Origin of the sequence: Kitasatospora sp. NPDC051914 (genome assembly GCF_040680995.1) — a bacterium.
GTDB lineage: Bacteria > Actinomycetota > Actinomycetes > Streptomycetales > Streptomycetaceae > Kitasatospora.
Genome location: NZ_JBFAXX010000008.1, coordinates 111,978 through 130,766, shown reverse-complemented (window position 1 = coordinate 130,766; position 18,789 = coordinate 111,978). Strand labels below are relative to the sequence as shown.

General features: G+C 72.9%; 15 protein-coding genes and 2 pseudogenes. 8 read left to right on the top strand and 9 right to left on the bottom strand.

All coding sequences use genetic code 11. From position 1 onward, the window contains the following. Nucleotides 1-22: 22 nt before the first annotated feature. From AB0M03_RS08100 to AB0M03_RS08080, 5 genes and pseudogenes are all read right to left on the bottom strand, one after another. Entirely contained in the window at nucleotides 23-1,021 is a 999-nt protein-coding gene (locus AB0M03_RS08100) for a Gfo/Idh/MocA family oxidoreductase (protein ID WP_363489702.1), read from the bottom strand. 178 nt (nucleotides 1,022-1,199) lie between these two features. Beyond that, a complete protein-coding gene (locus tag AB0M03_RS08095; RefSeq protein WP_363489700.1) occupies nucleotides 1,200-3,716 on the bottom strand; it encodes a glycoside hydrolase family 3 C-terminal domain-containing protein in 2,517 nt (838 codons plus the stop codon). Then, nucleotides 3,713-4,546, bottom strand: a complete 834-nt coding sequence (locus AB0M03_RS08090) for a carbohydrate ABC transporter permease (RefSeq protein WP_363489698.1) — start codon at nucleotides 4,544-4,546, stop codon at nucleotides 3,713-3,715. Before AB0M03_RS08090 ends, AB0M03_RS08095 begins: the two co-directional genes overlap by 4 nt. Beyond that, nucleotides 4,543-5,151: pseudogene (locus AB0M03_RS08085) on the bottom strand (sugar ABC transporter permease); the annotation flags it as partial. The gene AB0M03_RS08090 and the pseudogene AB0M03_RS08085, both read right to left, overlap by 4 nt. Beyond that, complete coding sequence (locus AB0M03_RS08080; protein WP_363489696.1) at nucleotides 5,082-5,417, bottom strand: hypothetical protein; 336 nt, start codon at nucleotides 5,415-5,417, stop codon at nucleotides 5,082-5,084. The pseudogene AB0M03_RS08085 and the gene AB0M03_RS08080, both read right to left, overlap by 70 nt. A 325-nt stretch (nucleotides 5,418-5,742) precedes the next feature. On the opposite strand from AB0M03_RS08080, the gene AB0M03_RS08075 reads away from it, so the two are divergent. The 4 genes from AB0M03_RS08075 to AB0M03_RS08060 all read left to right on the top strand — a co-directional run bounded on the left by AB0M03_RS08075 (nucleotide 5,743) and on the right by AB0M03_RS08060 (nucleotide 12,856). Beyond that, a complete protein-coding gene (locus tag AB0M03_RS08075; RefSeq protein WP_363489694.1) occupies nucleotides 5,743-8,787 on the top strand; it encodes a discoidin domain-containing protein in 3,045 nt (1,014 codons plus the stop codon). Between the two features lie 181 nt (nucleotides 8,788-8,968). Next, complete coding sequence (locus AB0M03_RS08070) at nucleotides 8,969-10,360, top strand: DUF1996 domain-containing protein (protein ID WP_363489692.1); 1,392 nt, start codon at nucleotides 8,969-8,971, stop codon at nucleotides 10,358-10,360. Nucleotides 10,361-10,509: 149 nt separating this feature from the next. After that, nucleotides 10,510-11,568, top strand: a complete 1,059-nt coding sequence (locus AB0M03_RS08065; RefSeq protein WP_363489690.1) for a LacI family DNA-binding transcriptional regulator — start codon at nucleotides 10,510-10,512, stop codon at nucleotides 11,566-11,568. Nucleotides 11,569-11,677: 109 nt separating this feature from the next. Continuing rightward, nucleotides 11,678-12,856 carry a CapA family protein gene (locus AB0M03_RS08060; RefSeq protein WP_363489688.1) on the top strand — a complete coding sequence of 393 codons (1,179 nt, stop codon included), beginning with the start codon at nucleotides 11,678-11,680 and terminating at the stop codon, nucleotides 12,854-12,856. Between the two features lie 139 nt (nucleotides 12,857-12,995). Here the strand turns inward: AB0M03_RS08060 and AB0M03_RS08055 are convergent, their stop codons facing one another. Continuing rightward, entirely contained in the window at nucleotides 12,996-13,412 is a 417-nt protein-coding gene (locus AB0M03_RS08055) for a hypothetical protein (protein WP_363489686.1), read from the bottom strand. Between the two features lie 108 nt (nucleotides 13,413-13,520). Further along, nucleotides 13,521-13,895, bottom strand: coding sequence for an RNA-binding S4 domain-containing protein (locus AB0M03_RS08050; RefSeq protein ID WP_363489684.1), 375 nt, complete (start codon nucleotides 13,893-13,895; stop codon nucleotides 13,521-13,523). A gap of 110 nt (nucleotides 13,896-14,005) precedes the next feature. Here AB0M03_RS08050 and AB0M03_RS08045 point away from each other — a divergent pair, with 110 nt between their 5' ends. The 3 genes from AB0M03_RS08045 to AB0M03_RS08035 all read left to right on the top strand — a co-directional run bounded on the left by AB0M03_RS08045 (nucleotide 14,006) and on the right by AB0M03_RS08035 (nucleotide 16,900). Beyond that, the gene (locus tag AB0M03_RS08045; protein WP_363489682.1) at nucleotides 14,006-14,443 is read left to right on the top strand and encodes a hypothetical protein; all 438 of its coding nucleotides are present in this window, start codon (nucleotides 14,006-14,008) and stop codon (nucleotides 14,441-14,443) included. Between the two features lie 81 nt (nucleotides 14,444-14,524). Next, nucleotides 14,525-15,832: a hypothetical protein gene (locus tag AB0M03_RS08040; protein WP_363489680.1), complete on the top strand. Its 1,308-nt coding sequence runs from the start codon at nucleotides 14,525-14,527 to the stop codon at nucleotides 15,830-15,832. A gap of 216 nt (nucleotides 15,833-16,048) precedes the next feature. After that, complete coding sequence (locus tag AB0M03_RS08035; protein ID WP_363489678.1) at nucleotides 16,049-16,900, top strand: MBL fold metallo-hydrolase; 852 nt, start codon at nucleotides 16,049-16,051, stop codon at nucleotides 16,898-16,900. A 125-nt stretch (nucleotides 16,901-17,025) separates the two neighbouring features. Here AB0M03_RS08035 and AB0M03_RS08030 read toward each other — a convergent pair whose 3' ends face one another. Next, the gene (locus AB0M03_RS08030; RefSeq protein ID WP_363489676.1) at nucleotides 17,026-17,442 is read right to left on the bottom strand and encodes a YchJ family protein; all 417 of its coding nucleotides are present in this window, start codon (nucleotides 17,440-17,442) and stop codon (nucleotides 17,026-17,028) included. A 121-nt stretch (nucleotides 17,443-17,563) separates the two neighbouring features. Between AB0M03_RS08030 and AB0M03_RS08025 the strand changes: the two genes are divergently transcribed. Then, a complete protein-coding gene (locus tag AB0M03_RS08025; protein ID WP_363489674.1) occupies nucleotides 17,564-18,145 on the top strand; it encodes a hypothetical protein in 582 nt (193 codons plus the stop codon). Nucleotides 18,146-18,235: 90 nt separating this feature from the next. Here the strand turns inward: AB0M03_RS08025 and AB0M03_RS08020 are convergent. Then, nucleotides 18,236-18,559, bottom strand: a pseudogene (locus tag AB0M03_RS08020) (coagulation factor 5/8 type domain-containing protein); the annotation flags it as partial. Nucleotides 18,560-18,789 lie beyond the last annotated feature (230 nt).

The window sequence follows — 18,789 nt, the reverse complement described above, 5'->3', positions numbered from 1 at the left end:
AGCACCACCCTCCCGGCCGGACTCACTCGCCGGGGTAACGCACCCCGATCCGGTCCCGGACCGCGTCCAGCGTACGCATCACCGCGAGCGAACCGTCCAGCGGCACCAGGGGTGATTCGGTCAGCCCGGCCCGCAGGCACCGCCCGACCTCCGCCGCCTCCAACCCGTACCCGTGCCCGGCGCGCGGCGCCGCCCGGAACTCCTCCGGCTCGCTGCCGTCGCGGTGCAGCACGAAGCCGTCCGGGTGGAAGAAGTCCCGCTCGATCTCGATCCGGCCCGCCGAGCCCTGGACGGTCGCCCGCTGCCCGCTCTGCGCGGTCAGCGAGCAGCCCAGCAGCGCGGTGGCCCCGCTCGCGTGGCCGAGCACGATCGCCGTGTTGGCGTCCACGCCCTGCGGGGTGAGCTGTGCCCAGGCGTGCACCGACTCCGGCTCGCCGAGCAGCAGTTGGGCGAAGGCCACCGGGTAGACGCCGAGGTCGAGCAGGGCGCCGCCGCCGAGCGCCGGGTCCCACAGCCGGTGCGCCGGGTCGAACTCCGCAGGGAAGCCGAAGTCCGCCTGCACCGAACGGACTTCACCGATCGCGCCGTCCGCGATCAGCTCGGTGATCCGGCGCACGGTCGGATCCAGGTACGTCCACATCGCCTCCATCAGGAAGAGCCCGCGCTTGCGCGCGGTGGAGATCAGCTCCTCCGTCTGCGGGGCACTCAGCGTGAACGGCTTCTCGCACAGCACCGACCGGCCGGCGTCCAGCAGCAGAGCCGTCGCCTCGTGGTGGAAGGCGTGCGGGGTGGCCACGTAGACCACGTCCACCTCGGCGTCCGCCGCCAGCTCCCGCCAACTGCCGTACGCCTGCGGGACGCCGAAACGGTCGGCGAAGGCACGCGCACCGGCCGCGGAGCGGGACGCCACCGCCACCACCTCGGCGCCCTCCACACCCAGCAGGTCCTCGGTGAAGGAGGCGGCGATGCCGCCGGTGGCGAGGATTCCCCAGCGGATCGGGCGGTCGGCGGCGGGCTGCATGCTGCTCCCTCGGGTACGGGCGGTGCGGTGCGGGCCTGCTGGTCACGGCCCTGCGGCGGGCGGCACGGGTGGTTCCCGAGGGGCATCGCCCCGGCAACCGCTCTCCGGCCGCCGGTCACCCTAACCCGCGGCGCCCGGCGGACGGCACCCCCGTCCGCCCGTCGGGCACCCCGCCCGGTCAGCCCCCCGCCACCGGCCCCTCCCCGGGCGGGCCCGCCGACAGGGCCGGCCCGGCCTGCGCCACCTCCACGGCCGCGGCCAGCGGCACGTCGCCGCAGGACGGCCCGACCAGCACCGTGAACACGCCCTTTTCGGCCAGCCAGCGCCGCTCCCCGACCGACCAGTGGGCCAGTGCCCGCGGCGCCACCTCGATCCGCGCCTCCACCCGCTGCCCGGGCTCGGCGCGCACCGCCGCGAAGCCCGCCAGCCAGCGCACCGGGCGTGCCACCGCGCTCCCCGGCCGCGCCAGGTAGACCTGCACCACCTCGCGCGAGCTGCGCCGCCCGGTGTTGCGCAGCACCGCCCGGACGGTGAACCCGGCGCCCGGCGCGATCCGCCGGGGGACCTCCACGGCCAGGTACTCCCAGCTGCCGTAGCCGAGCCCGTGGCCGAACCAGTACGCGGGTTCGGCGCCCGCCCGGAGCCAGCCGCGGTGGCCGATGTCCAGGCCCTCCCGGTAGGCGAGCACACCGTCCAGCGGCCGGGTGCCGAGGACGGCCGGACCGTGGCCGGTCGCGGGCCAGGTGGCGGGCAGCCGCCCGCCCGGCTCGGCACGGCCGAACAGCACATCGGCGAGTCCGTCCCCGCCCTCCTGGCCGGGGAACCAGCCGAGCAGCACCGCCCTGGCCTCGCCGCACCACGGCATCAGCACGGGCCCGCCGGAGTTGACCACGACCACGGTCGCGGGGTTGGCGGCGGCCACCGCGGAGACCAGCGCGTCCTGGCCGCCGGGCAGTTCGAGGGTGCCGCGGTCGAAGCCCTCGCTCTCGTGCTGCTCGGAGGTGCCGACCACGACCACCACCGCGTCCGCTCCGCGGGCGAGGGCGACGGCGGCCGCGAACTCCTCCTCGGGCGTCCCCGCCGGCGCGTCGGCGGTCAGCGCGACCACCTTGCCGTGGCCGGGCTCCACGATGCGGCGGGCCAGCAGTTCGACCTCCTGCCCCTGCGCCAGCTCCACCCCGGCCTGCCGGAAGGCCGGTGCGACGTGCAGGTACGTCGGGTCGTCGGACTCCGGCTCGGCGTAGGCGTCGAGCACCGTCCGGCCGTCCGCCCGCAAGCTGACGGCGCCCAGTCCGACCACCCCGAACCGCCAGCGTCCGGCGGCGGGGGCGCGCAGCACGGTGCGGAGCTCCACGCTGTGCAGGGCCGACAGGTCGACGGTCTCGTCGATCTCGAAGCTGCGGCCGCTCGGCCGGTCCTCGTGGTGCAGCACGGTGCCCCCGGCGTCCAGGAAGCGGACGTGCACCCCCGGTGCACCGGTCACGGGGTTGCGGCAGTCGGCCGGCCCGACGGGCTGCGGCCGCACCGAGGTCCGTACCCCGGCGGCGTGGCGGACCTCGACGCCGTCCGGGAGCGCGGCCCGGATGCCGTCCAGCGGCGACACGACGGAGGCCGGGTAGACGGAGGCGCTGCCGCCGCCCTGGATACGGGCCGCCGCCGCGTTCGGGCCGATCACGGCGATGCGGCGCAGCCGCGCGGGATCGAGCGGGAGCAGGCCGCCGCGGTTCTCCAGCAGGACGGCCCCGGCGGCCGCCGCGCGGCGCAGCAGCGGCCGGGCGTCCTCGCCGGGTGCCCCGCCCGCTGCGGACGCGGACACGGGGGCCGCCTCCCCGAGGGCGCCGACCCGGCGGGCCAGCCGCAGCAGTCGGCGGACCTTGTCGTCGAGCGCCGCCTCCGGCACGCGCCCGGCGCGGACGGCCTCGGCGAGCCGCTCGCCCCAGCGCTCGTTGGGGCCCGGCATGGCGAGGTCGACACCTGCCGCACCGGCGGCCTCGGTGCTGCGTACGGCCCCCCAGTCGGAGACCACCACGCCGTCGAACCCCCATTCGCCCTTCAGTGGTTCGTCCAGCAGCGGACTCTCGCTCATGGCACGGCCGTTGACCCCGTTGTACGCCGACATCACGGCCCACACGCCGGCCCGCACGGCGGCCTCGAACGGGGCGAGGTAGACCTCGCGCAGGGTGCGCTCGTCGATCGCGGCGTCGAGGGTGAGACGTTCGGTCTCGGACTCGTTGCCGACGTAGTGCTTGGCGGTGGCGGCGACCCCGCCGCCCTGGAGGCCGCGGATGTAGGCGGCGCCGATCCGGCCGGTGAGCAGCGGATCCTCGGCGAAGCACTCGAAGTTCCGCCCGGCGAAGGGGGAGCGGTGCAGGTTGAGGGTCGGGGCGAGCAGCATGTCGACGCCCTTGCGGCGGGCCTCGGCGGCCAGCACCGCGCCGAGCCGTTCGACCAGCTCCTCGTCCCAACTGGCCGCCATGGCGGTGGGGGAGGGGAGGGCGAGGGCGGTGTCGGTCTCGTCCCAGCACTCGCCGCGGACGCCGATCGGTCCGTCGGAGGTGACGACCGGCCGCAGCCCGAGCGCCGGTTCGCCACTCGTGCGGAAGGTGCCGCCGCCGGAGACCAGCCTGGCCTTCCGCGCGGTGTCGAGGCCGTCGGCGACGGCACGGCGGGGGAGGGGGGTGTCGATGGCGGTCATCCCTTCACGGCCCCTTGCATGATTCCGTCGATGATCTGGCGTCCCATCAGGAGGAAGACGGCGATCACCGGGAGGCCGGCGACCAGCGCGCCGGTGAGCACGAGCGAGTAGTCCTTGATGTAGCCACTGGCCAGTTCGGAGAGGGTGAGCTGGATGGTGGGGTTCTGCTGGGTCATGACCACCTTGGGCCAGTAGAAGTCGTTCCAGGTGGCCATGAAGGTGAGCATGCCGAGCACGGTCATCGCGGGGCGGGCGGCGGGCAGTGCGACGTGCCGGTACAGGACGCGGGTGGTGCAGCCGTCCATCCGCGCGGCGTCGAGCAGTTCGTCGGGGACGGCGGTGACCAGGCACTGCCGCATGAAGAACAGGCCGAAGGCGTTGGCGACGGCCGGCACGATCAGCGCCTGCAGGTGGTCGGCCCAGTGGAACCCGTTCGCCATCATGATGTAGAGCGGGATGATGCCCGGCTGGGTCGGCACCATCATGGTGGCCACCACCGAGGCCGGCAGCGGGTTGCGGCCGCGGAAGGGGAGCTTGGCGAAGGCGAAGCCGGCCAGCGAACTGGTCAGCACCACACAGGCGGTGACGGTCGAGGAGACGATCACCGAGTTGAGCAGGGCGAGGCCCATGTCGGTCTGCCGGAAGGCCTCGCCGATGTTGTGCAGCAGGTTCCCGCCGGGCGGCAGCACCGGGGGCACCCGGTGGATGTCGGTGTTGTTCCGGGACGCGGCGACGACCGTCCAGTACAGCGGGAAGACGGACAGCAGCACGCCGACCGCGAGCGTGGCGTACACGCCCTTGCCGGCCGAGAGCTGGCGGTTGCGGCTCACGAGGCGTCGACCCCCTTCAGCCGGCGGGCGGCCAGCAGGTTGGCGGCCGCCACGACCACGATCAGCAGGAACATCGCCCACGAGACCGCAGCCCCGTAGCCGTACTTGAAGCGGCCCCAGAACTGGTTGTACGAGTACAGCGCCAGCGTCTGGAACTGGTGCTGGGAGCCGCCGGTGGTCGGGTCCTGCTGCTGGCCGAACAGCAGCGGTTCGCCGAAGAGCTGGAGTGCGCCGATGGTCGACACGATGACGGTGAACAGGACGGTCGGCCGCAGCATCGGGACCGTGATCGAGCGGAACTGCCGCCAGCGGCTCGCCCCGTCGATCGCCGCGGCCTCGTACAGCTCGAACGGCACCGACTGCATCGCGGCCAGGTGGATGAGCGCGTTGTAGCCCGTCCAGCGCCAGGTGACGATCGCCGAGATGGCCGCCCAGGAGGAGAGGGTGCCGGCCTGCCAGTCGATCCGGTCGGCGCCGAAGAGGCCGAGCACCCAGTTGACCAGGCCGAAGTCGCGGCCGAAGAGCTGGACGAAGATCAGGGTGACCGCGGCGACCGAGGTGACGTTGGGCAGCAGCACGCCGAGCCGGAAGAAGGTGCGGCCCTGTCGAACCACTTCACGTTCTTGTCGGGGCTGTTGGCGAGGAACCGCTTGCCCGCGGCGGTGCAGGCGGGCCGGTCGGTGAGCAGGGCGGAGACCTGCCCGCGCTCGGTGGGCAGCCCGGCGGCCTTGAAGAGGTCGCTGCGGTAGCAGAGCGCCATGCCGCCCATGTCGGGGCCGAGCCCGAACAGGGCCTTGCCGTCGGCGCTGGAGGCGGGGGCGGCGGAGGCGGTGAGAGCTGCGGATCTCCGGCCGGGGCGGGCGGTGGGCATGGCTGGGCTCCTTGCGGGGGATTCGGGGTGATGCGGGAGAGCGCTCCATCGGGCGGACGTGCGGGCGGCCATCGGATTGGACGGGAGAGCGCTCTCCCGTCGAACGGAGCCTGGCCCCGAAACTGCCGGCCGTCAAGGGCTTGTACTCAAAAGCTTTGCGCACCTGCTGATTTGAAAGCATGATCGGCGAGAGTCGGCGCGCTGCGCGGGGCTTGACATGACGGAAACATCGAGGCAACCATTCCCGTGACTGCGAGAGCGCTCTCCCAGGAAACGGCCGACGCGTGCCGTCCTTCCCCCACCTGTCTCGTCAGGAGAGTCCCCCATGCTCGCTCCACCCGCCGGAGCGGCCGCCCCGGCCGTGCACTCGTCACCGCCATGGCGCGCCCTGGCTGCCGTGCTCGCCGGTGCCCTGGTCGCCGGACTGCTGCTGTTCCTCCCCGCCGTCCGCGCCCAGGCGGCCGCCTCCCTGCTCTCCCAGGGCCGGCCGGTCACCGCGTCCAGCGAGGAGAACCACGGCACCGCGGCCGCCAATGCGGTGGACGGCAACACCGGCACCCGCTGGTCCTCCGCCAACAGCGACCCGCAGTGGCTCCGGGTCGACCTCGGAGCCGTCGCCACGGTGAGCCAGGTGGTGCTCAACTGGGAGGCGGCGTACGGCAAGGCGTACAAGATCCAGGTCTCCGCGGACGGTACGAGCTGGACGGACGTGTACTCCACCACCACCGGCGCGGGCGGCACCGAGACGCTGAACGTCTCCGGCAGCGGCCGCTACGTGCGGATGTACGGCACCCAGCGCGGCACCGGATACGGCTACTCGCTCTGGGAGTTCCAGGTCCGCACCGGCGGCGGCAGCACCCCGCCGACCGAGCCGCCCACGCCGCCGCCGACCACTCCGCCCGGCAACTGGACCACCGTCTTCAACGAGGACTTCAACGGCACGGCCGGTACCGCGCCGAACGGCAACGACTGGATCACCGACACCGGCACCGCCTACCCCGGCGGCCCGGCCAACTGGGGCACCGGCGAGGTACAGACCGCCACCGACTCCCCGGCCAACGTGGGGCTCAACGGCAGCGGTGCGCTCAACCTGACCGCGCTGAAGAACGGTTCGGCCTGGACGTCCGGCCGGGTCGAGTCCAAGCGCACCGACTTCGCGGCCCCGGCCGGCGGGCAGCTGCAGATCTCGGCCACCGTCAAGCAGCCCGACGTGGCCAACGGCCTCGGCTACTGGCCGTCGTTCCGGGCGATGGGTGCCGCCAACCGCGGCAACTCCACCGTCTGGCCCGGCGCCGGCGAGACCGACATCCTGGAGAACGTCAACGGCCGCAGCCAGCTCTCCACCACCCTGCACTGCGGCACCGCCCCGGGCGGCAACTGCAACGAGTACAACGGCATGACCAGCGGTCTGGCCTCCTGCACCGGCTGCCAGACCGGCTACCACACCTACTCGCAGATCATCGACCGCACCACCTCGGACGAGCAGATCCGCTGGTACCTCGACGGCCGCCAGGTCTGGCAGGTCAACGAGTCGCAGGTCGGTGTCGCCGCCTGGGACGCGGCCGTGCACCACGGCTTCTACCTGGTGTTCAACCTCGGCATCGGCGGCGGCTACCCCGACGCGGTCTGCAACTGCACCACCCCCACCGACGCCACCAGCTCCGGCGGCACCCTGAGCATCGACAAGGTCACCGTCCAGGTCGCCACCGGCGCCGCCCCCGCCCCGCTCACCGACCCGGCCGTGCCGACCGCGCCCTCCACCGTCAAGGTGACCGGCTCGCAGGGCAACTGGCAGCTGCAGGTGAACGGGCAGCCGTACCAGCTCAAGGGCATCACCTGGGGCCCGGCCAACTCCGCGGCCGACGCCCACGTCCGCGAGCTGAAGGCGATGGGCGTCAACACCCTGCGCACCTGGGGCACCGACGCCGGCAGCAAGCCGCTGCTGGACACCGCCGCCGCGCACGGCCTCAAGGTGGTCAACGGCTTCTGGCTCAACCAGGGCGCCGACTACGTCAACGACACCGCGTACATGGACTCCACGCTCGACCAGATCAAGCAGTGGGTCACCACGTACAGGAACCACCCCGGCGTGCTGATGTGGGACGTCGGCAACGAGGTCATCCTCACCACCCAGGACCACACCTACAACGGCACCACCGTCGAGCAGCAGCGCGTCGCCTACGCCGAGTACGTGGAGCGGGTCACCCGGGCGATCCACGCCATCGACACCAACCATCCGGTGACCTCCACCGACGCGTACACCGCGGCGTGGAAGTACTACAAGGACCACACGCCCAGCCTCGACCTGCTCGCGGTGAACTCCTACGGCGCGGTCTGCAACGTCAAGAACGACTGGATCAGCGGCGGTTACACCAAGCCGTACATCATCACCGAGTCCGGCGAGAACGGTGAGTGGGAGGTGCCGAACGACGCCAACGGCGTGCCGCTGGAGCCCACCGACATCGAGAAGCGCGACGCCTACCTCTCCAACTGGGGCTGCATCACCGGCCACACCGGTGTGTCGCTCGGTGCGACGGTCTTCCACTACGGCACCGAGAACGACTTCGGCGGCGTCTGGTACAACACCGTGCCCTCCGGCTGGCGCAGGCTCGCCTTCCACTCCGTCGCCGAGAACTACGGCGGCAACGTCGGCGGCAACACCCCGCCGGTGATCTCGGACATGACGCTGAGCAACACGGCGACCGTGCCGGCCGGCGGCACCTTCGACATTGCCGCCACCGCCACCGACCCCAACGGCGACCTGATCCGCTACAACCTCTACTACTGCGCCAAGTACGCCGGCGGCGGCACCGGGTTCAGCCAGGTCGCCTTCACCCGGACCGGCGACGGCCGCTTCACCGCGGTCGCCCCGAAGAACCTCGGCGTCCACAAGGTCTACGTCTACGCCTACGACGGCCACGGCAACGTGGGCATCGAGACCAAGTCCTTCCGGGTGGTGGCCCCCACCCCGGGCGGCACCAACCTGGCGCTCGGCCGGCCCGCCACCGCCTCCACCTTCCAGGCCCAGGGCAACGGCGCGCCCTACCCGGCGTCCAACGCCACCGACGGCAACTGGAACACCCGGTGGGCCAGCGAGTGGGCCGACCCGCAGTGGCTCCAGGTCGACCTGGGCGCGGTGAAGTCCTTCAAGCACGTCCAGCTGGGCTGGGAGGGCGCCTACGGCAAGGCGTTCCAGATCCAGACCTCCGCGGACGGCGCCAACTGGGCCACCGCCTGGTCGACGACGAGCGGCACCGGCGGCATCGACGACATCGACGTGAACGGCAGCGGCCGGTACGTGCGCGTGAACATCACACAGCGCGGCACCGCCTACGGCGACTCGCTGTTCGAGTTCGGCGTCTACGCCTGACCGGACGCCCCTGACCCGGACGCCCTGACTCGGCCTCCCGGCCGAGGCTCCCTGACCGGGGCTCCCTGACCGGGCCCCGTGACCCGGACAACCGTGTCCGGTCCAAGACTCCCGGGACGCGTCCCGCCCCACCCGGCGCGTCCCGGGGCAACCCCCACCCATCGTCACGAATGGAGGTCCGATGCGACCCCGTTTCCTGTCCCGGGGCAGGCCGCGGCGGACGGCGCTCGCCGTCGCGTTCGCCGCGGTGCTCGCCCTCGCGGGCATCGGCGGCACCGCCCGCCAGGCCGTTGCGGCCGACGGACTGATCTCGCAGTCCAGGCCGGTGACCGCCTCGTCCGTCGAGAGCCCGAACTTCCCGGCCGGAGCCGTCGTCGACGGCGACCCGACCAGCCGGTGGGCCTCGAACTGGAGCGACCCGCAGTGGCTCCAGATCGACCTCGGCGGCCCCGCGACCGTCAGCAAGGTCGAGCTCAGCTGGGAGGCGGCCTACGCCAGGTCCTACCAGCTGCAGACCTCGTCCGACGCCGCCACCTGGTCGACGATCTACTCGACGACCACCTCGGCCGGCGGCGTGCAGTCGCTGAACGTCAACGGCACCGGCCGGTACATCCGGCTCAACGCCACCCAACGGGCCACCCAGTACGGCTACTCGCTGTACGAGTTCAAGGTGTACGGCACGGTCAGCACCCCGCAGACCGGCTACGTCCTCGCCGACCCGCAGGTGACCGGGGTGACGCCGTCCACGGCCAACCCGCCGCACACCTACTTCCACGAGTTCCAGGCCAACTGCTCGCCGACCCGGAACCTGCCGGACGACCCGATCGTGTTCCCCGGGCTGGCCGGTGCCTCGCACATGCACACCTTCATGGGCAACACCACCACCACGGCGACCTCCACCCCGGCCTCGCTGGCGGCGGGCGGCACCACCTGCCTCGCCCCCGGCGACAAGTCCGCCTACTGGATGCCGACCATGTACAACGGCGCCGCGGAGGTCAACCCGGTCGGCCTGCAGACCATCTACTACAAGACGGGGGTGAACGACTACACCTCGGTGCGGCCGTTCCCGCCGGGTCTGCGGTTCGTCGTGGGCAGCCCGTCCGCGACGCAGACCGAGTTCGCCACCAACCCCGGCTACGTGGCCGGCTGGGAGTGCGGCAACAGCTACCACAACACCGACCTGCCGACCTCCTGCCCCGGCGGCGGCGCGGTCAACCTGCGCTACCAGGCCCCCAGTTGCTGGAACGGCCTGCACCTGGACACCCCCGACCACAAGAGCCACATGGCCTACCCGGTCAACGGTGTCTGCCCCTCCACCCACCCGGTGGCGCTCCCGATGATCGAGTTCAAGATGGCGTGGCCGGTGCCCTCCGGCGACCTCTCGCAGCTGCGGCTGTCGAGCGGCCGGGGGTACTCCTTCCACTACGACTTCTTCAACGCGTGGGACGCGCCCACCCTGGCCGCACTGGTCGACCACTGCATCGTCGGCGGTCTCCAGTGCAACGCCCGCGGCTACGACGAGACCCAGCCCGGGCGCGGTGCGGCGCTGAACGAGCAGTACCTGCTGCCCTGACGCCCGCCGGCCGACCGTCGCCCCCGTCCTCCCCGCTCCCCCGGAGAGGGCGGGGGCGCACGGCGTGCGGCGGTACGGGCCCGGAACGCCGCTGGTGAAGGCCGGGAAACACGCTGATAGAGCGCTCTCCCGCGTGCTATAAAAGGCTCATGAGCGAAGCCCTCCGCCCGGCCGCCCAGCGCCCCGCGACCCTGGAGGACGTGGCCCGGGTCGCCGGCGTCTCCCGCGCGACCGTCTCCCGCGTGATCAACGGCATCCGCAACGTCGACCCGGCCATCCAGGAGAGCGTCCGCCGGGCCGTCGCCTCCACCGGGTACGTGCCCAACGGCGCCGCCCGATCCCTGGTCACCCGCCGGGCCGGCGCCCTCGCCCTGGTCGTCTCCGGCAGCGGCACCGACGAGCGGGACGAGGAGGCCACCCGGACACAGGTCTTCACCGACCCCTTCTTCGGTCGGGTGGTCAGCGGTGTCTTCACCGGCCTGCGCCCGCACGGCGTCCATCCGGTGCTGATGCTCGCCGACGCCCCCGGGGCCCGCGAGCAGGCGCTCTCCTACCTCAAGCAGGGCAACGCCGACGGCGCCATGGTGGTCTCCACCCACGCCGACGACCCGATGCCCGGCCTGCTGCTGGCCGCCGGCGTGCCCACCGTGCTCTTCGGCCGCCCGGCCGCCCCGCTGCCGGTCAGCTGCGTCGACCTGGCCAACCGGGACGGCGCCCGGCTCGCCGCCGACCACCTGCACGCCCGCGGCCGCCGCCGGGTGGCGACCATCGCCGGCCCGCCCGCCGTGCGCGCCGCCCGGGACCGGCTGGACGGCTTCCACGAAGCGATGGCCCGCCACGGCATGCCGTACCTGCCGCACGCCGAGGCGGACTTCACGCAGGCCGGCGGTGAGCGCGCGATGGCCCGCCTGCTCGTCGAACACCCGGACCTCGACGGGGTGTTCGCCGCCAACGACCTGATGGCACAGGGAGCCGTCGCGGTGCTGCGCGACCACGGCCTGCGGGTGCCGGAGGACGTCGCGGTGGTCGGCTTCGACGACAGCAGCGCCGCCACCGCCGGCCGGCCGTTGCTCACCACCGTCCGCCAGCCGGTGGAGGAGATGGCCGCCGAGATGGCCCGCATCCTGCTGGACGTCCTGGCGCGCCCCGGCCGTGGCGCCACCTCGGTGATCTTCGAGCCGGAGCTGGTCGTCCGCCGGTCGTCCTGATCGAATGTCAGGCTCATGCGGAATCAAGTCCTCCATATTTGTGCATGAGTTATGGGGATCATGCGGATGGTTGTGCGGGTCGTGTCGTAGAGTTGGCGCGTACAGTTCGATGACCGGGGGGATTGTCGTGCGCCGTGCCGCGCCTGCTGCCGCGCTCGTGCTGGGCCTGGCCTGCCTGACGTCCTGCGGCAGTGCGTCCGGCCCGGCCGCCGACCGCGCCCCGGCGGCCGGTGGCACGGCGGCCGCGCCCTCCGCCCCGGGCTCCGCCGACCCCGCCGCGTCCGGCGTCCCGTCCGACCCGGCCGCCCTCTCCGGCTCCGCCCCGGCGGCCGCCGCGGGCGGCACCATCACCGTCGCCTTCGCCGGCGACGTCCACTTCGAGGGCCGGACGGAGGCCCGCCTCGCCGGCGGCCCCGAGACCGCGCTCGGCCCGATCTCCCGCACGCTCGCCGCCGCCGACCTGGCGGTGCTCAACCTGGAGACGGCGATCACCGGCCGCGGCGCGCCCGAGCCCAAGACCTACACCTTCCGCACCAGCCCCAAGGCGCTGCAGTCGCTGCGCGACGCGGGGGTGGACGTGGTCTCGCTGGCCAACAACCACGCCGTCGACTTCGGCGCCGACGGCCTCGCCGACACGCTCGCCGCCAAGGCCTCCTCGCCGATCCCGGTGGTCGGCTTCGGCCGCAACGCCCAGGAGGCGTACGCCCCGTACGTGACCACCGTCAAGGGCGTGAAGGTCGCGGTGCTCGCCGCCAGCCAGGTCCAGGACCTCACCAACCAGAAGTGGCGGGCGGGTTCGTCCAAGGCCGGGATCGCCTCCGCCCTCGACCCGGCCGCGCTCGTCCGGGCGGTCGCCGCGGCCAAGCAGCAGGCCCCCGTCGTCCTGGTCTACCTGCACTGGGGCGAGGAGGGCCACACCTGCCCGACCGGCGCCCAGACCGACCTCGCCCGCAAGCTCTCCACGGCGGGCGCCACCGCGGTGGTCGGCACCCACGCCCACACCATGCTGGGCTCCGGCATGCTCGGCGACACCTACGTGGCCTACGGCTTCGGCAACTTCCTCTGGTACGGCACCTCGAACTACACCGACTCCGACGAGACCGGCGTCACCACGCTCACCCTGAACGGGGACGGCCGCACCGTCGGCGAGCGGTTCACCCCCGCGCACATCGACAAGCGCGGCGTCCCGGTGCCGCAGTCCGGTGCCGCCGCGACCGCCGCCCAGCGCCGCCGCGACCGGCTGCGCTCCTGCACCGGCCTCGCCCCGGCGCCCGCGGCCCGCGACTGAGCACCGAGGCTCCGACACCCCCGACCCGGCCACGGCCGGGCCCTCGATCGGCCGCACCACGCACCGGTGCGGCCGCGGAACCGCTGGGACACGGCGTGAGCAGCCCTGAACGCTCACGCCGCCCAGCGGCCCGCACTCCTCACACCCGGCGTCCGCCCGGCCCGGCCGCTGCCAGCGGGCCCTCCTGCGGGGTCGCCCGGTAGGCCCGTTCGCGCCACCAGGAGGCGTCGACCTCGACCTCCTCCCACTCCGCGGTGCGGCGCAGGATGTGGGCGGTGATCCGCTCCGGCAGCCGGACGGCGTGCTCCCGCACGTAGTGGGCGAGGCCGGAGGGCCAGAGGTACTCGCCGTCGGTGAACTCGGCCGACCCGTTGACCTCGCCGCAGATGCGGCATCTCGAGACGCCCAGGAACTGGCGCGCGACGTGCCCCTGCTCCAAGTAGTCGGCGACCTCGGAGCGTTCCCACATCTCCCAGTCCGGGTCCACCAGCGCAGCGGGGTCGGGCAGGTCCGGGGTCTCCGGTGAGTGCCAGTATCCGAACAGCGTCAGCCTCACGGCGCGCCCTCCCTCCCGGGCGACGGCCATGCTCCTGACGCCCGCTCACATCCGGCGATGTGATGCGAAGCCTGCGCCAGGTGCCGGGTGCACGTCAACGGTGGGGCGTCACGAGCCGCGCAGGCGCTCGATCTCCCGGCGGTCGCGCTTGGTCGGTCGGCCGGTACCGCGGTCGCGCAGGGCCGTCGGCGCGGCGAACTCGCGCGGCGGCGGGGGCGGGGAGTGGTCGACGTAGCACTGCGCGGCGATCTCCGCACCGACCCGCTTGCGGATCGACCGGCACACCACCACGACCCGCTCCCGGCCGTCGTACCGCAACCGGACCTCGTCCCCCGGCTTCACGGTCTGCGCCGGCTTGGCCCGCTCGTCGTTCACCCGCACATGGCCGGCCCGGCACGCCGCCGAGGCCATCGAGCGCGTCTTCAGCAGCCGGACCGACCAGATCCAACTGTCGACCCGAACCGGTCCCTCGTCCTCAGCCATACCCCGAGCCTATGTCCTTCCGCCCGCCGCTACGTCCAACGGGTGGTCGTCGCAGGCTCCCGCGGCCCCGCCGTGCGTGTCCGTACGGCGCCGGCGTGACCATGGCGGACATGAGCCCAGACCGCGCACCGGGTCCGGCCCGGACCCCGTACGAGATCGCCAATGCCGTGGGCGAGGAGATCCGCGTCCTCAACCACCGGACCGCCACCGGGATCGGGGCCTTCCCCGACCCGGCCAGCGTGCACGACGTCATCACCGCACTGCACGCGATCCTCTTCCACCTGCCGCAGACGCTCGGCCAGGCCGCCGCGGGGCTGGCCGCGATCCCGGCCGAGCAGATCAGGGTGGCCATGCCGGACGGCGAGGGGGACACCGCGGCGGCCCGGCAGGCCCGGGTCACCGAGGAGCTGGCCCGCGCCGCCGAGACGCTGGAGGTCGCCCGGGCACACGTCGCGGCCGCCTCGGCGTTCACCAGCGGCCTGGACCGCACCATGGCGACCGGCGACGACGACCCGCTCGACGACCTGGTCGCGGCCTTCCACGACTGAGGGCTTCCGGGGGCGGGGCCCGCCGTCACGGTCCGCGGCCCCCGGGCGGCCCGCACTTCCCGAGAACCCCCAGGACGCCGCATGGGCCGGAGCCTTCCTCCGCACCGCATCGGAACCGGCTGCGCCGTACTGCTCGCCGTGGCCTTCACGGGCGTGCAGCTCACGGCCGTCACCGGCCGGGACTCCCCGGACTCCAGGAACTACATCTCCCACGCACTGTCGCTGAGCGGAGAGAGCCGGGCCCGGGCGACGGCCCGCACCATCGACTACGTGTGCGCCGACCCGGGCGGCGGGCGGCTCACCTGGATCCCCTGGACGGCGGACACCTCCGCGGCGGAGACGGCCGACGAGTGCGGGAAACGCCTGACCGCGTCGGCCGCGTACTGGCTCGAGCACGGCAACACCTCCGGGATGACCGGACCGTTCCTCAACCACCGCTACATGGCGATCTTCGAGGCCCGCCCCGGGTACCCGCTGCTGCTGGTCCCCTTCGTCTCCGTCTTCGGCCTGGCCTGGGGCATCTGGCTGGCCGGCCTCGCGGTCACGCTGGCGGGGAGCCTGCTCGTGCTGGCCGCCCTGCGCGTCGCCGGCGCCCCCTGGCCGGCCGCCCTCTGCGGGCAGGCCCTCTACCTGGCCCTGCCCACCGGTACCACGGCGATGCGCCCGATGTCCGACGGGCTCGCCATGGCCGGTGCGGCAACGGTGGTGCTCGGCGCCACGCTGGCACTGAACGGGAGGAGGCGGGCCGGGCCGCTGGTCGTCACCGGCGGCGCGGTCCTGGTATTCGTGACGCGGTACTCGCAGGCCTTGCTCCTGACCGCCGCCCTCACCGTGGCCCTGGCCGCCCTCGTCGGCCACCGCAGGCTCCGTCGCCGACCGCTCCGCCCCGCCGCGGACCTGCTCGTGCTCTGCGCCCTGCTGACCGCCGCGATGTACGCCGCGGCGCTCCTGCTGGGGTGGCCCGGCGGGGAGGAGAGCGTGCAGGACCTCCTCACCGACCACTACCGCATCCCGGACGTCGCCGACCCCTGGCGCCGGTTCCTCGAACAGGAACTGGGCTTCTGGCCGGCGTGGTTCCGCCTCCAGCTGGCCGACCCCGTACTGCTCCTCGCCCTCGGGCTCTCGGCCTGGGCCCTGGTCCGGCGGCCGTCCTCGTTCGGCCTGGTCGCCGCCGCGACGGCCGCCGCCGGGGTGCTCAACCAGGCCGGGCACCCCAATCCCGCGATGGCGACGGGCCCCCGCCTGATCGTCCTGGTCTGGTTCCTCCCCGTCCTGGTGCTCCCCACGCTCGGCAGACGCAGGACCGGAGCCCCGCCGACGCGCAGGCTGCCGGGCCGTCCCGGCCCTCCGGCCGGAGGGCGTTCTGAAAGCCCCGCACAGCACCCGTAGGCGTCAACGCCGGCCGCCCGAGCAATGGAGCGTGAAGCCGGCCGGGTGGTCGGGCTCGGCCGATGGCCGAGGCGAGACCTGCCGGCGACGCCGACCGTGCACCCCTCGTCGCTCACCGGAGCCGACCGTCACGAGTGCCGCGTTTGACGTCATCCCGGCACGGGGCTGCACTGGATTCATGGACGCCGCGGCGACTCCGCCGTCAGGGGAGCAGCGATGACAACCATGGACACGTTCAACCTTCTGCAGCCGTACAAGATCGCCGAGGAGACGTTCGTCATCCCCTGGGCCCTTGAGGCCCCGCCGGTCGGCCACTTCCCGATGAACTCGATGGTGATCCGGGGAGCCGAACCGGTCCTTGTGGACACCGGGGCGCCCGCGGTGCGCGCCCAGTGGCTGGAGGCAGCCTGGTCCGTCGTGGATCCCCTGGACGTACGGTGGATCTTCCTCACCCACGACGACCGCGACCACGCCGGCAACCTCCTGGCGGTCCTCGCGGAATGCCCTAATGCGACCCTGCTGACGACATGGTTCTCCATCGGCCGCATGGCCGAGGAGTGGGAGACTCCCGTCAACCGGTGCCGCTTCATGACCGACGGCGACACGATCGACGTGGGCGACCGCACCCTGGTCGCCAAGCGACCGCCCCTGTACGACAACCCCACGACCCGCGCCCTCTTCGACCCGAAGACCGACGTCCTGTGGGCCGTCGACACCTTCGCCACGAACGTGTCGACCCCCATGCCCGAAACAGCAGCGATGTCGCCGGCCGAATTCCGCGACGGCCAGTTGTTCGGCGGACGCCTGGTTTCCCCCTGGGCGGCCCTGCTGGACACTCAGAAGTTCGGGACGGTCGTCAGCGACTTCCAGCGCCTGAACGCCGAGGTCGTCGCCGGCTGCCACTGCCCGGTCCTCCGCGGCCCCCAGATCCCCGAGGCCTACGACCTCCTCCGCCGGCTCCCCGAAATCCCACCGTGGACGGAGTTCACCCAGGCCGACCTGGACCAGTGGATGGCCATGGCCGAGAGTTCGGTTCCGCCGGAGCAGCCGCGACCGTCGGGGACGTGAGCGAGCCCGGTCAGCAGCAGCGGCCACGTCCCCTCGCGCTGCCGGCGGCAGAAACGGCTCCAGCACCATCCACTGCTCGTCAGAAAGGTCCCCTCGCCCCACACCGAGACCGGGATCATCATGGCCTAGGCCTCCGGCAGGGCCGCCTCGTACACCCAGGCGCCGTCCAGCCGGACGAAGGTGCTGTGCTCCTCCATGGCGCCGGGCTCGCCGCTGTCGGTGAAGTGCGCCCGGAAGCGCACCGTGCCCTCGGTGTGGAAGGGCCCGCCGTCCGCCGTCTCCAGGATCTCCAGACCCGTCCACTGCAGCCCCGGGTCGAATCCGACCCGGGGCGGCCGTGCGTCGGGGTGCCAGGTGCGCAGCAGGTAGGCCTCGTCGCGGACGGCGAAGGCGCTGTACCGCGAGCGCATCAGCTGCTCGGCGGTGGCCGCCGCGGCCTCGCCCCGGTGCAGCCGCCCGCAGCAGCCGCCGTAGGGGCCGCCGGAGCCGCAGGGGCAGGGGTCGGCGGGGGAGATGCGGGGGTGGCGGCGGCGCTTCGACATGTGCCCATTCTGCCGGTCGGGCCGCCCCTCCCGGGAACGGGGACACCGGTGCTGCAACTGCACGGCCGCCGCTCACGTCTTCCCGGATGAGGGATCCAGGCGCGGCCCGAGGAGGCGCATCATGCGACGGTGGATCACGATCCCGATGGCACTCGTTCTCGCCGGCACCGGTGCCGTGGTGGTACCGACCGCGGCATCCGCAACAGCACCGGCGACGGTGACCACCTGCCCGACCGGTTGGGGCAGCCTGCCGAAGGCCGCCACCGCCACGACCGGCCAGCATCCGCTGACCAACATCCGTACCGGCCAGCACCTGTGCTGGGACCGGATGGTGCTCGACATCCCCGGTACCTCGGCGTCCGCCCGGGTCGGCTACCACGTGCAGTACGTCTCCTCGCTGATCCAGGACGGCTCCGGGAAGACCATTCCGATCGGTGGCGGCGCGATCATCGAGATCGTCGTCGTGGCGCCGTCCTACGACCCGGCGACCGGCAACCCGGTCTACCCGGCGAAGGCCGGCCAGCCGCTGCCCGGTGTGAACCTCGCCGGCTACAACACCTTCAGGGACGCCAAGTTCGGCGGCAGCTTCGAGGGCCAGAGCCAGGTCGGCCTCGGTGTTCGGGCCCGACTGCCCTTCCGGGTCTTCCAGTTGGACAACCGGCTGGTGATCGACGTGGCGCACAGCTGGAACGCCACCTTCTGAGCCGTACGCGAGCCGTACGGGCACGGCACGGAGGAAACACACAGTGCTCCCGACCGGGTGCGGACCCGGCCGGGAGCACGTTCGTCGTGGTTACGGGTAGGCGACCAGGTTGGCCACATTGGACGAGGAGTTGGACGGTCCTCCGGTCGAGTTGATCACGTGGTTGATGGTGCCCGTGCCGCCCAGCGACACGGTGACCATGTCGTGGAAGCGCACCCCGGAGCGGTTCGGCGCCTCGAAGGCGTGCTCGGCCACCACGGACGGGTTGACGTTGAAGTAGCAGTAGCTGCCGAGCCCCCACGCCTCGTGGCTGGTGACCGAGTCGCCCACCTTGTAGGCCGCGTAGCCGCGGGTGGAGCCGTTCGTCCAGGCGGACTGGTTCGGCGGGTCGTACGGCATCTCGTTCTGGAAGAACGCAATGCGGTTATCCCCGCTCAGCCGCTGCGCCTCTGTGGCCTGCGCGAACGCCCTCGTAACGCTCAACTCTCGACAGCGGGGTTCGCCGGGGTTCGCCAAGAGCCCTCAGCCCGCCAGGGGGTCTCTGGCTGAGGGCGGGCCGGGGAACCGCCGGGGTCGGCCGGGCTGTGGCACAATGTCCAGTACCACTGAGCCCCTCAGGAGGGCACTCGCAACACCGCCGGACC